Below are 15,613 nucleotides of genomic sequence, written 5' to 3'. Positions count from 1 at the left end.
ATATTGCAGCGCAGCAGCGCGCGCCGGCTCAGTGCCGGAAATGGCGCACGCCGGTCAGCACCATGGCGAGGCCGGCCTCGTCGGCGGCGGCGATCACATCCTTGTCATTGACCGAGCCCCCCGGCTGAATGACCGCCGTCGCGCCGGCCGAGGCCGCCGCCAGCAGCCCGTCCGGAAAGGGGAAGAAAGCGTCGGACGCGACCACGGAGCCGACCGCGAAGCTCTCCCGCACGCCGGCCTCGCGCGCCGCCTCCTCCGCCTTGAAGGCCGCCGTGCGCGAGGAATCGACGCGCGACATCTGCCCCGCCCCGACGCCCACCGTCGCGAGATCGCGCGCGTAGACGATGGCGTTGGACTTCACATGCTTGGCGACGCGGAAAGCGAATTTCAAATCCGCCAGCTCCTTTTCCGTCGGCGCGCGCTTGGTGACGACGGACAGCGTCAGATCGTCGACGACGCTATTGTCGCGCGACTGCGCCAGAAAGCCGCCCGCGACGCTGCGGAAGCCGAGCCCGGCCGCGCGCGGATCGGGCAGGCCGCCGGCGAGCAGCAGACGCAGATTCTTCTTCGCCGCGATGATGGAGACGGCCTCCTCGTCCGCCTCCGGCGCGATGATGACCTCGGTGAAAATCTTCACGATCTCGCGCGCCGCCTCGGCGTCGAGCCGGCGATTGAGCGCGACGATGCCGCCGAAAGCCGAGACGGAATCGCAGCGCAGCGCCTTGCGATAGGCCTCGGCGAGGCTCGCGCCCTCGGCGACGCCGCAAGGGTTGGAATGCTTGATGATCGCCACCGCCGCCGTGCGCGCGGGATCGAATTCCGCGACCAGCTCATAGGCCGCGTCGGTGTCGTTGATATTATTATAAGAGAGCTGCTTGCCCTGGGCCTGCTTCGCCGTGGCCACGCCGAAACGCTTCTCGCCGGTGAGATAGAAACCCGCGCTCTGATGCGGATTTTCGCCATAGCGCATGGGCTCGGACAAATGGCCGCCGATGGCGCGCCAGGGCGGGGTCGCCTCGCCGAGCGCGCCAGCCAGCCAATTGGAGATCGCCGCGTCATAGGCGGCCGTGCGGGCGTAGGCCTTTTGCGCGAGGCGCCTTCGCGTCGCCAGAGTGGCGGCGCCGGAATTGGCGGAAAGCTCGGCCAGGAACCCGTCATAATCGGCCGGCTCGACCAGCACGGCGACATCGTCGTGATTTTTGGCGGCGGCGCGGATCATCGCCGGCCCGCCGATATCGATATTCTCGACGCAGGTCTCGAAGGGCGCGCCTTTGGCCAGCGTCGCCTCGAAGGGATAGAGATTGACGACGAGCAGATCGATCTGCGGAATGTCATGGGCGAGCATGGCCGCCTCATGCTCGGGATTCTCGCGGATCGCAAGCAGGCCGCCATGCACCTTGGGATGCAGCGTCTTGAGCCGCCCATCCATCATCTCCGGGAAGCCGGTGACGTCGGCGATATCGCGCACAGCGAGCCCCGCCTCGGCCAACGCCTTGCGCGTGCCGCCGGTGGAGACCAGTTCGACGCCGTGAGCGGCGAGAGCCTTCGCCAATTCGACCAGCCCGGTCTTGTCGGAGACGGACAGCAGAGCTCTCGTGATACGGCGCAGATCGACCGGCATTCAGGTCCCTCGTCATGGAGCGAAAACGTCGCGGGGAAAGGATATCGACCCGGCGCTTAGCATAGATCGCCGGGGGGAGAAACCAATGCGCGCCGACAGCGCCCTCGAATGGCGAGGCGCGCGCTTTCGCGCCCGGCGCCGGAATTCGGCGCGGGAGGATGGGAGGTCCGGGACGCGGCGGCTCCGTTCGGCCGTGGCGTAAAAAAGAGACGCGCATCGAAGCCGGAAGCATCCCGGACCACGGCGGCCTTTTCTGTTCGCCGCCTGCGGGCTCAGGGTTGTTTTCCCCTTTCGGGTAGTATATCCCCGCGCGAGCCTCGGAAATGACGAAGAAATGCTTGATGATGGCGACCGCCGCTAGGAATTTAGTCAGCAAACGTCAAGGGGCTTCTTCGCGCCCCCGCGTGATAATCGCGTCAGCATGACCAGATCAGCCCGCGACCTCGAGCTGTGACGGGCTGAATATTCTCTCGGAGCTGCGCCGCCCCAGGCCGCGAGCGAAGGTCGTCGCCTTCAGCGCCGCGCAATCGCCGATAAGGGGAAGCGGCGTGGCGTGGATGGCCGGGACGAGCCCGGCCAGGACGGCCTCCTGGGAAATCGAGAATTCCCCTCTCTTCCGACGCCGTCGCCCGCCTTCGCCGAGGGCCGCCGTCCTGGCCGGGCTTGTCCCGGCCATCCACGCCTTGCAAACTGCGGCATGGCTGGAGGATGGGTCTACATCATGACCAACCGACCGAACGGAACGCTCTACACCGGCGTGACGAACGACCTCTCGCGCCGAGCCTTCGAGCATCGTGAAGGGCTCTATGAGGGATTTACGAAACACTATGGCTTGACGCGGCTCGTCTGGTACGAACGCTTCGAGGATATTCGCGACGCCATTCAACGCGAGCGGAATATGAAGCATTGGCGCCGCGCATGGAAAGCCAGGCTGATCCTCGACATGAGTCCGGATTGGCGCGATCTCTATGAGGAACTGGCCCGATAGGGCGGAAGCGGCGGGGATGGCCTCTCGGGAAATGGCGAAGCCATTCGGGCTCACCCCTCCTCCACCCGCGAGAACGACCACCGCAAATGCGCGTCCCTGACGCCGCGGCCATCCACCACGATCTGCGCGCTCTTTCGCGCCGCGGCCGGGGCGGCGAAGAAGACGCTCTCTTCCACGCTCACATCGGCGTTGGCCTCGAAGACGAGATCGACGCCGCCGCTCGTGAGCAGAACTTTGCGCGCATTCGCACCCATCACCTGCACATCGGGATGCAGATGAAAACGCAGAACGAAATGCTCGGCCCGCGCGCCATGGCGCAGCGCGACGAGCCTGTCGTCGCCGAGGAGCTGCGCGCCGTCATGCGACAGCGCCAGCTTGCGCTCGTGCGAGAGGCCGAGCTCGCGAACATAGCCGTCATGGGACAGCTCGAGATCATGGCTCGAATCGGTGGAGCGGCGCGCCGCCTTCACTCGCGCGGGGCCGGCGACGATGCGCTCCTCCGGCCGGCCGCGCCCCGGCCGCGCCTCCAGACGGCAGCTGGAGCGATCCTCGACGATCAGCGTGGAATGCGCGGCGGTCGAGCGCGCGAGACGGCGCAGCGCCTCCGAGCCGGAAGACGGCGCGCCGCAATTGACGACGATGCGCTCAGGCCCGATCGAATATTCGAAAGAAAGGCAGCCAGCATGAGCGGCGAAGGAGAATTGCGGCGGCGGCGGCGGGCCGGCGTCGACGATGACCGCAGTGGCGCCCGCTTGCAGCCGCCGATAGCCCGAATAGGGCGCGTCGAGACTGGGCGCACCGCCGGCGTCGGCATGGGCGAGGTCGGCATGGGCGAGAATCGTCGCCAGCCGATCCGGCGGCGCGCGGCCCATGCCGTTGAACAGCGCCAGCGCGCCGTCGCCATGTTTCAGCACGCGCAAAAAGGCGATCATCGCGCCGATCGAAGCGGTGAGCCGCTCCGGCGGGCGCCGCCCGCGCGCGGCATAGGCCTGGCGCAAAGGCAGGAGATCGAGCAGCAATTCGACCGGCGTCTCGGGGTTGCGGCCGATGTGGCCGCCGTCCGGCAGAATTTGGCGCAGCAATTCGGCGTCGAGCAGAGCGGTGGCGCGCAGCTCGAATTTGCGGCCGGCGTCGGCGCAGACGCCGAAAGCCGCGAGCGCTGTGGCGCAGAGCAGGCGATCCGATGCGCGCCGCTCCGAGCCCATGGCGCGCAAGAGGACACGAATGTTGCGCGCCAATGCGCGCATGAAACGCTCGTAGAAATCCGGATCGGCGCCGTCGAGCAGAATCGGCGATTGCGCGAGCCATGACAGGGTGCGGCGCGCGACGACGCTGGGCTCTTGCGCGGGATCGTCGACGAAATCGGCGCGCGTGCGCAAAAAATCGTCGACCAGCGCGCGGGCGTTGGCGCGCGCCAAGGCGCGATCGGCGGCGCGCAAATGGCGTAGCCAGGAGAAGCCGGTGAGCGAGCGCCGCCACGCCATGGAGGGGGGCGCGATGGAGAAGGGCGAGCGGCCATTGGTTTCGACCACTTTGCCGTCGAAGGAGAAATAGCCGGCGTAGATTTCATCGGCGACGGTCGGATCGGCGGTGCGAATATCCTGCGGCGCCACGTAGAGCCGCTCGGGCGGGCGCACGCCCATGGCCTGCACGACCAGATAGGGCCCGCGCACCGCGCGCGCGAACGAGGCGACGCCGCGCGCGGCGGCCTTCGCCAATCGCATTCCAGAGCCTGGGGCCGTTTCGCGCAGAGCGTCCTCCTCGCGCTCCGGCGGCGCGGAGCAAAGCGAATCACATTTGGGATGACACAGAACGCAGGGCGAGGAAAGCGCGGTACGCGCTCGTCTCGCGCTCAGCCGCGTCGCACGAGCCGCGCGGCGAAGAAACCGTCGAGTCCGGCGAGGCGCTTGTCCTCGTTCGGCCAATAGGAGGGCAGCGTGCGCAAATCGCCCTCCGGCGTGACGAATTCCGCCGGAACGCCATCGGCGGAAGCGTCGATCGGCGCGCGGCGCATCTCGGGATGGCGGCGCAGGAAGCCCGCGATCTGCGCTTCGCCCTCCTCCGGCTCCAGCGAGCAGGTGCAATAGACGAGGCGCCCCTCTGGCCGCAGCAGACCGGCGGCGCGCTCCAATATGCGCGATTGCAGGGCGACGAGGGAATCGAGATCGCCGGGCTTTTTGATCCAGGGCACGTCGGGATGGCGGCGGATCGTCCCCGTCGCGGAACAGGGCGCGTCGAGCAGAATGGCGTCGAAGGGACGCGCAGCGGAATAGGTCGCGGCGTCGCCGACGGCGATATCGGCGTGCAGCCCCAATCTCTGGAGATTGGCGGCGAGCAGCTTCAGCCGCTCGGCCGAGCGATCGAGCGCCGTCACCTGCGCGCGGGCGAGAGCGAGCTGCGCGGTCTTGCCGCCGGGCGCCGCGCACATGTCGAGCACGCGCTCCTCCGGCTGGATGGCGAGAAGGCGCGCCGGCAGAGCGGCGGCGGCGTCCTGCACCCACCATTCGCCCTGCGCGAAGCCCTCGAGCTCGACGATCGGGGTGCGCGTGCGCAGCCGCACCGAGCCCGTCGGCAGCGCGACTCCATCGAGACGCCGCGCCCAGCCTTCGGCGTCCGCTTTCACCGAGAGGTCGATCGGCGGCTCCTGCATATGGATCGCCGCTATGGCGCGCGCCTGCGCCTCGCCGTAGGATTTGGTCCAGCGCTGCGCGAGCCAGGCGGGCGTGTCGAGATCGAGCGGATCGGCGGCGAGAAACTCCTCGCGGCGGCGAATGAGATTGCGCAGCACGCCGTTCACGAGGCCGGCGAAGGGCGCTGTCTTCGGCTCGAGCCGGACCGCGCGCACGGCGAGATCGACGGCGGCGTGATCGGGAACTTCGAGAAAGAGAATTTGCGCGGCGGCGGCGACGAGCGGCCATTCCAGCCGCGCCGCCTGCTTGGGCAGGCCCTTCTCCAGCAGAAGCGCGAGCGCATGACGGATGGCGCCGAGACGGCGCACGCCGACATAGGCGATGGAGCGGGCCAGCGCGACGTCGCGCGACTCCATTCCCGCGAGCCGGAACGGAACCGCCTGCGGAGAAAAACGTTCGTCGAGCAGATGGCCGCCTTGCGCGACGTCTGCGATCACATTGGCCGCGGCGATGCGCGCCTGCAGGCCCGGAACCTGCGCGGCCTCGGCCTCCCTGGCCGCGTCCGCGGGAAGGAAGCCGGCGCGCGCCTTGGACTTGGCGGAGAATGGTTTATGGTCGCGCATACTCACCTTCGACGCGGATCGAATCGTCGTTTATATCACATACGGAACTGACCCGAGGCGAGCGCCGCGAAACGGGCGCCACGGAGGATGAATGACCGAAGCGGAGAAATCTCGGGACGCTTCCGCGACTCCACGGCCGCCGGAAGCCTTGCCGCCGGTAGCTTTGCGCGCGCTCGCGGAGGCGGAGGAGCGCCGCGCGCGCGCGGCCCGCGAAACGCCGCCGGCGGCGCGCGAGCTCGGCGGCCGCGGCGGGCTCGATCCGGCGCGCTATGGCGACTGGGAGAGCAAAGGCATAGCCAGCGACTTCTGAACTCTGCGCCCGAGCCTCCGCTCGAAACGGCGCGCGCGACCGGCGTCGCCCACGGCGCATCGAACAATTCGAGGACCTTTGATGTTGGAAAAACTCGTGGCCTGGTGTTTGCGCAGGCCCTGGACGGTCGTCATAGCGACGCTCGCGCTCACCGTCGCCGGCGCCTATGTGACCGCCACGCGTTTCGCCATCGACACGGACACTGCGCATCTCTTCTCGCCCGAGGTTCCCTGGCGCGCCAATGAGACTCGCCTCGCCAGAGCCTTTCCGCAAATCGACGACATCATCGTTGCGGTCATCGACGCCAAGAGCAGCGAGCAGGCGGAAAAAAGCGCCGATGCGCTGCGCGACGCGTTGACCGGCAAGCCGCTCATGTCCCGCGTCTGGCGGCCGGACGACAATAAATATTTCCGCGACAACGGCATTTTGTTCCTCGGCGTCGAGGAGATCCGCCGCGACATGAGCTCCCTCGTCGCGCAGCGCGACTTCCTGCAGCCGCTGGCCGAGGATCCGAGCCTGCGCGGCCTGTCGGACTCTCTGCTGTTCGGTTTGAAGCAGGTGGGAACGAGCGAGCGCGGCCTCGCCGCTTTCGCCAAAGGCCTCGACAATTTCACCGACGCTTTCGACGCCGTGCTGGCCGGCGAGCCCGCCAAGGTCTCCTGGGAGAAGCTGCTCGCCGGCGGCCGCGAGCCGGAGGCGCCTTCGGTCGGCCCGAGCGCCGAGCCGCGCCGCATCGTGCTCATCAAGCCGATCATCGATTACTCGGCGCTGGAGCCGGGCCATGAGGCCATTCAGACGATCCGCGACACGGCCAAATCGCTCGGTCTCGTTCCGGCCGCGGGCGTGACCGTCAAACTCACCGGCCAAGTGCCTCTGGCCGATGAAGAATTCGCGACCGTCGCCGAGAATACGGGGCTGAACGTCTCCGCCACGCTCGCCGTCGTCGCGCTCATTCTGTGGGCGGCCCTGCGCTCCAAGCGGCTCATCTTCGCGGTGCTGCTGACGATCATCGCCGGCCTCGCCATGACCTCGGGCCTCGGCATAGCGCTGATCGGCCGCTTCAATCTCATCTCGGTCGCCTTCGCCGTGCTGTTCATCGGCCTCGGCGTCGACTTCGGCATTCAATTCGCCACGCGCTATCGCGAGGAGCGGCACAGCATCGACGATCTGCCGCAAGCGCTGGTGGCGGCGACGCGCGGCATCGGCTGGTCGCTGACGCTCGCCGCCGTCTCGCTGCTCGCCGGCTTCTTCTGCTTCCTGCCGACCGAGTTTCTCGGCGTCGCCGAGCTCGGCCTCATCGCCGGCCTCGGCATGATCATCGCCTATCTGGCGACGCTCACCTTCCTGCCGGCGCTGATCCGCATCCTCGGCCCCAAAGCGGAGACGGCGCCGGTGCAGACCGCCTCGCTCGCCGCGGTCGATCATTGGATCGCGCGGCATCGTGCGCTGGTGCTGGTCGCGACGGCGGCGGTGACGCTCGCCGGCTCGCCCTTTCTGCTGCATCTGAAATTCGACTCCAATCCCATGAATCTGCGCGACCAGAGCGTCGAATCGGTCGCCACCTTCCTCGATCTGTCCAAAAATCCGCAAACGGCTCCCAATAAGATCGAGGCCCTCGCGCCCAATCTGCCCGCCGCGCGCGCGCTCGCCGAAAAAATAGCCGCTCTGCCCGAGGTCGATCATGTGACGACGATCGATCAGCTCATCCCGGCCGATCAGAACGAGAAGCTGCCGATTCTCGAAAACGCCGCCAATCAGCTGCGCAAAGTGCTCGATCCGACGCTCAAGCCCGCGCCCACCGACGAGGAGACGAAAAAGGCCCTGACGCGCGCCGCCAAGACGATCCGTAAGGCGGGAGCCGCGCCCAAAGCGCCGCCCGGCCTCGTCCGCTTCGCCGATGCGCTCGACGCGCTCGTCAAGGCGACGCCGGAAGTCCGCAAGGAGGCGCAGATCGCCGCGCTCTCCGATCTCGAGCGCCTCTTCGGCGAGCTGCGCAAGGCGCTGGCCGTCCAGCGGATCACGCCGGAGACGCTGCCCGCGGATCTGCGCTCGGAATGGATATCGGCCGACGGCGACGTGCGCGTCGAGGTGACGCCCAAAGGCGACAGCAATGACCGCGAGGTGATGACGCGTTTCGCCGAGGCGGTGCAAAAGCTCGCGCCCGACGCCGGCGGCCCGCCGGTGATCGTCGCCGAGGCCGGCAAGACCGTCGTCGACGCCTTTCTGCAGGCCGGCGCGCTCGCCTTCGTCGCCATCTTTCTCATTCTCGTCGTCGCGCTGCGGCGGGCGAGTGACGTCGCGCTCACTTTGGGACCGCTGGTGCTCGCCGGAATCATGAGCCTCGAGGCGGCCGATCTTCTCGGCATGTCGCTCAATTTCGCCAATATCATCGCTTTGCCGCTGATGTTCGGCGTCGGCGTCGCCTTCCACATCTATTACGTCATCGCCTGGCGCAAGGGCGTCTCCGACATGCTCGCCTCGAGCCTGACGCGCGCGATCTTCTTCAGCGCGCTCACCACCGGAACCGCCTTCGGCAGCCTGCTGCTGTCGAGCCATCCGGGCACGGCGAGCATGGGCGCATTGCTCGCCATCTCGCTGTTCTTCACTTTGCTGGCGGCCTTCATCATCGTTCCGGCCTTCCTCGGCCCGCCGCGGCTCGAAGAGGCGGAGGCGCGAGAGCGCAGCGCGGAGAGTGCGGCGCCGGCTTCGCCTGTGCAGCCGCCCCATGGCGTGCTAGGCTCCGAGCCATGATCAAGGCGGCCGTCGTCTCCCTGCTGCTCGCGCTCGCGGCGTCCTCGGCCGCCGCGGCCCCGTTGACGCCGGAGACCATCGTCGCCAGCGCGGCGGAGCCGATCTATGGCGTCTGGAATCGCGACGGCCACCAGCAGAGACTCGAATTCTTCGATTGCGACGGCAAGCTCTGCGCGCGCGGCGTGCTGCCGCCGCCGCCGCCCGGCCAGCAGCCCATGCTGATTCTGCGCCACGCCGCGCGGATCGAGCCCAATCGATGGAAAGGCGATCTCTTCAATCCCGAAAATGGGAAAATTTATATCGGCATTATTACTTTGGACAGCCCAACTCGTCTCACTCTCACCGGCTGTCTGATCGCCTTCTTGTGCCAGAGCGAAAGCTGGACCAAAGTATCCGGCGAGCCGGCGCCTTCGCACAAGGCGCCGACCCAGCGGCGGCGAATTACCAATCCGTAACTTGACCGTCGAGCGCCGCGCTCGCAGGGTCGAACGGAGCCGCGGCCGTTGAAATCGGACGGCGACGAGGCGCTCCCTCGCTCCGCCGAGACATATCGGAAGTGGAAAATTCGCGCGCCCGCTTTGAGGGCGACGCTCTTTGGTCTAGGCCCATTGTGAGGGCTGCGCCCATCTGGGCGCGGATGCGGATAGAACGGAATTGCCTTTGTTCTCGAGACGACGACCACGGCCGCCTCTGCTTTTCGGTCGCGCTGCGGCGCTCGCCGCGGCCACAGCGCTTTCCGGCTGCGTGCTGGATTGGGAGAAGCCGGATGCCACGGTCGAAACGCCCCCCGCGTTCAAGGCCGCGCGGCCGGCGCGCTCGGCCGCGCCTATGCGCGCGGCCAGGGAATGGTCGCTGGGCTTTCGCTCGCCCGAGCTGACCCGCCTCGTCGAAAAGGCGCTCGAGCAAAATCTCGACATCGCCGCCGCGGTGGCGCGCATCCAGCAGGCCGACGCGACCGCGCGAATCGACAGCGCGCCGCTGTGGCCATCGCTGACGATGAACAATATCGCGCGGCGCACGCAGACGCCCGCGACCATCACCAGCGCGACGAGCACCAGCGCCTCGACCAGCGCCACCACGACGACCGGAGCGGCGAGCTCCACGGCGCTGCGCACCCGCCGCGCCAACTTCTTGCAGATGCAGCTCGACGCGAGCTATGAGATCGACTTCTGGGGCAAGAATCAGGACGCCTCCAACGCCGCGCGTCTGCTCGCTCATGCGAGCCGCTTCGACCGCGACGTCGTCGAGATTTCCACCATCGCCTCGGTGGTGAACGCTTATTTTCAAGTGCTGACGGCGGAAGACCGGCTGCGCATCGCCCACAACAACATCAAGATCGCCGAAACCGTGCTGAAGGCCATCAAGGCCCGGCTCGACGTCGGCACGGCGACGGCGCTCGACTTTTCGCAGCAGGATTCGGTCGTCGCGCAGCAGCGCGCCTCCGTGCCGCCGCTGGAACAGACCTTGCGGCAGACGAAGAACACGCTCGCCGTGCTGCTCGGCGTCCCGCCGGAGAGCGCCGTCATCAAGGGAGGCTCGCTGACCCGGCTCGGCTTCCCGAAAGTCGCGCCCGGCCTGCCCTCCGAGCTGCTGCTGCGCCGTCCGGACATAGCCGAGGCCGAGGCCAAGCTGGAATCGGCCGAATTCTCGGTGCTGCAGGCGCGCGCCGCCTTCTTCCCATCGATCAAGATGACCGGCTATTTCGGCGTGCAGAGCGTCGCGCTGCGCTCGCTGTTCCGCCCGGAGGCGATCGCCTGGCAGATCGCCGGCAATATGACGCAGCCGCTCTTCGACGGCTATAATCTGCAAGGCCAATATCTGCTGCAGCAGGGCAAGTTCGCCGAGCTGGCCCAGACTTACAAAAAACAGATTTTGACCGCTTTCGCCGACGTCGAAAATGCGCTCATCGCCATACAAGAGACGTCTCGGCAGTTGAAGCTGCAGGGAGAGGCGGCGGCCGCGGCGCGGCGCGCCTATGAGGTCGCCGAAGCGCGGCTGCGCGAAGGCACGATCGACATCATCACCCTCTCCACGACGGAGACGACCTTGTTTCAGACCGAGGACACGCTGGCGCAGGTCAGGCTCGCCTATTTCCAGGCGGCGACGAGCCTTTATTCGGCGCTCGGCGGCGGCTGGTCGGGGACGACACGCGCGCTCGAGATCGCCACCGAAGACGCCGCCTATGAATCGGACAAGGGCCCGTGGCCGTGAAGCCGCGCATCTCCTGGCCGCCGAAGCGGCCCACGTCCCTCGTCGCGCTGGCGACGCTCGTCGCGCTGGCGGCGGGTGGCGTCTATGTCGCGCGCCCCTGGCACTCCGGCGAGGATGGCGCAAAAGAATCCGCCGCAGCGGGAGGCGGCAAGCGTGACGGGCGCCGCCGCGGCTTCGACGGGCCGATCGCCATAACGGCGACGCCGGCGCGCGTCGCGGATGTGCCGGTGACGATCGACGCGGTCGGCACGGCGCAGGCGCTCAACACGGTGACGGTGCGCACGCAGGTCGACGGACGTCTGATCAAGCTCGCCTTCGACGAGGGGCAGAACGTCAAAAAGGGCGACATTGTCGCGCTCATCGATCCGACGCTCTATCAGGCCGCCTATGATCAGGCGGTCGCCAAAAAGGCGCAGGACGAGGCCAATCTCGCCAACGCCCGCGTCGATGTGACGCGCTACAAGAAGCTCGCGGCGAGCAATTTCGGCTCGCAGCAGCAATATGCGACGCAAGAGTCGCTCGTCACCCAGCTCGAGGCGCAGATCCGCGCCGATCAGGGCGCGATCGACAACGCCAAGGCGACGCTGGACTACGCCACCATACGTTCGCCCATCGACGGACGCACCGGAATAAGGCTCGTCGACGTCGGCAATATTCTGCACAGCTCGGATCAGACCGGCATCGTCGTCATCACCCAGCTCCAGCCGATCTATGTGGTCTTCACCGTTCCGCAGCAGTCTCTGCCCGCGGTGCAGAAGGCGCAGTCGCGCGCTCCGGCCAAGGCGGCCGCGCTCGCCTCCGATAATTCCAGCGTGCTCGACACGGGGCGCGTGGCGGTGATCGACAATCAGATCGATCAGACGACGGGCACGGTGAAGGTGAAAGCCACATTCGAGAACAAAGAGCTCTCGCTCTGGCCCGGGCAATTCGTCAATGTCCGCGTGACGGTGGACCTGCTGCGCGACGCGCGCGTCGTGCCGAGCGCCGCCATTCAGCGCGGCCCCAACGGCGCCTTCGTCTATGTGCTGAACGCGGATGAGACCGTCTCGATGCGGCCGGTCGTCGTCGGACGGCAGGACGAGGCGCAGGCCGTCATCGTCTCCGGCGTCGAGCCGGGCGAGAAGGTCGCGACCACCGGCTTCGCGCGGCTCGTCGACGGCTCGCAGGTGCGGGTGATGGAGCCGACCGCCGACCGCGGCGCCGAAGCGGCGGAGGGCGCCGCGCCGCGCCCCCGCCGGGAGCGCAATCGAGAGGCCGGCGGCGGTCCGCCGCAGAGAAGGTGACATGCGGCAATGAGCGTGTCCACGCCCTTCATCGAACGGCCGGTGGCGACCTCGCTGCTCGGCTTCGCCGTGCTGCTGTTCGGCCTGTTGGGCTATGCGCGCCTGTCGATCTCGCCGCTGCCGCAGGTGGATTTTCCGACCATTCAGGTCACGACGCAATTGCCGGGCGCCAATCCCGACACGATGGCGGCGCTGGTGACGGCCTCGCTCGAGCGGCAATTCGGGCAGATTCCGTCGCTGCAGACCATGTCGTCGCAAAGCTCGTTCGGCCTGTCGCAGATCACGCTGCAATTCGATCTCGATCGCGACATAGACGGCGCCGCGCAGGATGTGCAATCGGCGATCAACGCCGCCGCCTCGACGCTTCCGCGCACCCTGCCCTATCCGCCCGTCTATGCGAAGGTCAATCCGGCCGACACGCCGGTGGTGACGCTCACCCTGCGCTCGAAGACCGCCAATATGCGGCAGATGAGCGATGTCGCCGACACGCTGATCGCGCCGCGCCTCTCGGAAGTGCCGGGCGTCGGCCATGTGGCGGTGGAGGGCGGCGTGCGGCCGGCTGTGCGCATTCAGGCCGATCTCGGCCGGCTCGCCGCCAATCGCATGAGCATGGAGGATTTGCGAGCCGCCATCGCCGCCGCCAATGTCGCCGGCGCCAAGGGCTCGCTCGACGGGCTGCATCAATCCTACACGCTCGACGCCAATGACCAGCTGCAGGCGGCGCGGCAATTCGAGACCGTCGTCGTCGCCTATCGCAATGGCGCGCCGATCATGCTGCGCGATGTGGCGACAGTCGTCGACGGGCTCGAAAATTCGCGGGTCGGCGGCTGGTATCGCGGCGAGCCGGCGATCATCCTCGACGTGCAGCGGCAGCCGGGCGCCAATATCATCAGCACGGTGGATCAGCTCCACAAGGAGCTGCCCGACATCATGCGCGCCCTGCCCAAGGGCATGTCGCTCGAGGTGGTCAACGACCGCACGCAGACCATCCGCGCCTCGATAGAGGACGTCGAATTCACCCTGGCGCTGGCGACGGCGCTAGTGATCTTGGTGGTGCTCTTGTTCCTGCGCAGCTGGCGCGCGACCGTCATCGCCGGCGTCAGCCTGCCGCTCTCGATCATCGCGACATTCGCGCTGATGTCGCTCGCCGGCTTCTCGCTCGACAATCTGTCGCTGATGGCGCTCACCATCGGCGCGGGCTTCGTCGTCGACGACGCCATTGTGATGATCGAGAACATCGTCCGCAACATAGAGCTCGGCAAGACGCCGCATCGCGCGGCGCTGGACGGCGCGCGCGAGATCGCCTTCACGGTGATCTCGCTCACCGTCTCGCTGATCGCCGTGTTCATCCCGCTCTTGTTCATGACCGGCCTCGTCGGCCGCATGTTCCGCGAATTCGCGCTGACGCTCACCGCGCAGGTCGTCGTCTCGGCGATCATCTCGCTCACGCTGACGCCCATGCTCTGCGCCAAGCTGCTGAAGCCGGGCGCGGGACACGCCGCCCATGCGCCGGCGAGCGGCTTTTCCGCCTGGCTCGACGAATTCTACGCCAAGACGCTCGCCATGGCGCTGGGCCGGCAGAGGCTGATGCTGGCGCTCACCTTCGGTACGCTGGCGCTCACCTTCGCGCTCTACGCCGTCATCCCGAAAGGCTTCCTGCCGCGCCAGGACACGAGCCTGCTCAATGTGGTGCTGGAGGCCTCGCCCGATTCCTCCTTCGAGACGATGACGCGGCTGCAGGCCGAAGTGTCGAAAATCTTCGAGGCCGAGCCGGAGGCGACGGGGACGGCCTCGGTGCTGGGCGTCGGCCCGCTCAACGCCACCACCAATGTCGCCCATATGTCGGTCACGCTGCGCCCGCGCGACATTCGCAGCACGAGCGCCGACGAGATCGCCGAGCGGCTGAAGCGCGCAGTCGAGCGCGTCCCCGGCGCCGCCGTCTATATCGAGCCGGTGCAGGACATTCAGATCACGACGCGCGCCAGCCGCTCGCAATATCAATATACGCTGACCGCGCCCGATCAGGCCGAATTGCAGGAATGGTCGCAACGGCTCCTCGACGAGATCCGCCGCGACGGCGCCTTCCGCAACGTCGCCGCCGAGACGCAGAACGGCGGCCTGCGCACCTTTTTGCGCATCGATCGCGAGATGATGGGCCGGCTGGGCGTCACCGCGCAAAATGTCGACGACACGCTGAACGACGCATTCGGCCAGCGGCAGATTTCCACCATCTACGCCCAGTCCAACCAATATCGCGTGATATTGGAGGCCGCGCCGCAATTTCAGCGCGACCCGACCGCGCTCGAAAAGCTCTATGTCTCGCCCTCCAATGGCGGCCCGCAGACGCCGATCTCGACCTTCGTGTCGGTGGAGCAGACGACGGCGCCGCTCGCCGTCGCGCATCAGGAGCAGTTTCCGGCGGCGACGATCAGCTTCGACCTCGCGCCCGGCGCCGCGCTCGGCGACGCCGTGGAGGCGCTCGCGAAAGCCGAACGCGAGATCGGCCTGCCCTCCTCCATCATCGGCATGTTCAGCGCCGACGCGGCGGAATTCCGCAAATCGCTCGCCGGCCAGCCCTGGCTCATTCTGGCGGCGGCCATCGCCATCTATGTGGTGCTGGGCGTGCTCTACGAGAGCTATGCGCATCCCTTCACCGTGCTGACGACGCTGCCCTCGGCCGGCGTCGGCGCGCTGCTGGCGCTGATGGCGATGGGGCTCGACATGTCGCTCGTCGCGCTGATCGGCGTCGTGCTGCTGATGGGCATCGTCAAGAAGAACGCCATCATGATGATCGACTTCGCGCTGGAAGCGGAGAAGACCGACGGACTGGCGCCGATCGACTCCATCGTGCGCGCCTGCCGCTTACGCTTTCGGCCGATCATGATGACGACGCTGGCCGCTCTGCTCGGCGCGCTGCCGCTGGCGCTGGCGCATGGGCCGGGCAGCGAGTTGCGCATTCCGCTCGGCGTGTCGATCATCGGCGGCCTCGTGCTGTCGCAAATGCTGACGCTCTATACGACGCCGGTCATCTATCTCGCCGTCGATCGGCTGCGCGCGCGGCTGCGCGAATGGCTGCATGGCGCCCCCGCGCCGCAGCCGCGGCCGGCCGCGCCCGCCGCTCCCTCCGCCGAGCGCAAGGAGGCGGCGGAATGACGGAATGTCCGAGCGATCGCCCGCGATGCGAGCCTGAAGGCTC

Annotated in this window: 10 protein-coding genes; 7 read left to right on the top strand and 3 right to left on the bottom strand. The window is 67.5% G+C overall.

Going from position 1 to position 15,613, the window contains the following annotated elements; translation table 11 throughout:
• Positions 1–28 precede the first annotated feature (28 nt).
• The gene (gene purH, locus KP010_RS12700; protein ID WP_216280928.1) at positions 29–1,621 is read right to left on the bottom strand and encodes a bifunctional phosphoribosylaminoimidazolecarboxamide formyltransferase/IMP cyclohydrolase; all 1,593 of its coding nucleotides are present in this window, start codon (positions 1,619–1,621) and stop codon (positions 29–31) included.
• A 721-nt stretch (positions 1,622–2,342) separates the two neighbouring features.
• On the opposite strand from purH, the gene KP010_RS12695 reads away from it, so the two are divergent.
• Positions 2,343–2,609: a GIY-YIG nuclease family protein gene (locus tag KP010_RS12695; RefSeq protein ID WP_246659739.1), complete on the top strand. Its 267-nt coding sequence runs from the start codon at positions 2,343–2,345 to the stop codon at positions 2,607–2,609.
• Between the two features lie 50 nt (positions 2,610–2,659).
• On the opposite strand, the gene KP010_RS12690 is transcribed toward KP010_RS12695, so the two are convergent.
• On the bottom strand, positions 2,660–4,333 hold the full coding sequence (locus tag KP010_RS12690) for a heparinase II/III family protein (protein WP_142861986.1): 1,674 nt from the start codon (positions 4,331–4,333) through the stop codon (positions 2,660–2,662).
• 128 nt (positions 4,334–4,461) lie between these two features.
• On the bottom strand, positions 4,462–5,862 hold the full coding sequence (locus KP010_RS12685; RefSeq protein ID WP_142861987.1) for an RsmB/NOP family class I SAM-dependent RNA methyltransferase: 1,401 nt from the start codon (positions 5,860–5,862) through the stop codon (positions 4,462–4,464).
• Between the two features lie 91 nt (positions 5,863–5,953).
• Here KP010_RS12685 and KP010_RS12680 point away from each other — a divergent pair, with 91 nt between their 5' ends.
• From KP010_RS12680 to KP010_RS12655, 6 genes are all read left to right on the top strand, one after another.
• Positions 5,954–6,172, top strand: a complete 219-nt coding sequence (locus tag KP010_RS12680; protein ID WP_142861988.1) for a DUF1674 domain-containing protein — start codon at positions 5,954–5,956, stop codon at positions 6,170–6,172.
• Positions 6,173–6,253: 81 nt separating this feature from the next.
• Positions 6,254–8,923 carry an MMPL family transporter gene (locus KP010_RS12675; protein ID WP_142861989.1) on the top strand — a complete coding sequence of 890 codons (2,670 nt, stop codon included), beginning with the start codon at positions 6,254–6,256 and terminating at the stop codon, positions 8,921–8,923.
• Positions 8,920–9,378, top strand: a complete 459-nt coding sequence (locus KP010_RS12670) for a DUF2147 domain-containing protein (RefSeq protein ID WP_253203616.1) — start codon at positions 8,920–8,922, stop codon at positions 9,376–9,378. The genes KP010_RS12675 and KP010_RS12670 overlap by 4 nt, the downstream gene beginning before the upstream one ends.
• A gap of 199 nt (positions 9,379–9,577) precedes the next feature.
• Positions 9,578–11,134 (top strand): efflux transporter outer membrane subunit, encoded by a 1,557-nt coding sequence (locus KP010_RS12665; RefSeq protein WP_142861990.1) that lies wholly within the window; start codon positions 9,578–9,580, stop codon positions 11,132–11,134.
• Positions 11,125–12,417 (top strand): efflux RND transporter periplasmic adaptor subunit, encoded by a 1,293-nt coding sequence (locus KP010_RS12660; RefSeq protein WP_246659741.1) that lies wholly within the window; start codon positions 11,125–11,127, stop codon positions 12,415–12,417. The genes KP010_RS12665 and KP010_RS12660 overlap by 10 nt, the downstream gene beginning before the upstream one ends.
• A 9-nt stretch (positions 12,418–12,426) precedes the next feature.
• Positions 12,427–15,570, top strand: coding sequence for an efflux RND transporter permease subunit (locus KP010_RS12655; RefSeq protein WP_142861991.1), 3,144 nt, complete (start codon positions 12,427–12,429; stop codon positions 15,568–15,570).
• Positions 15,571–15,613 lie beyond the last annotated feature (43 nt).

This window comes from Methylosinus sp. KRF6 (assembly GCF_018887255.1).
GTDB classification, from domain to species: Bacteria; Pseudomonadota; Alphaproteobacteria; order Rhizobiales; family Beijerinckiaceae; genus Methylosinus; species Methylosinus sporium.
Note: the sequence above shows the minus strand (reverse complement) of the source record. Positions and strands in the feature narration are given on the sequence as shown.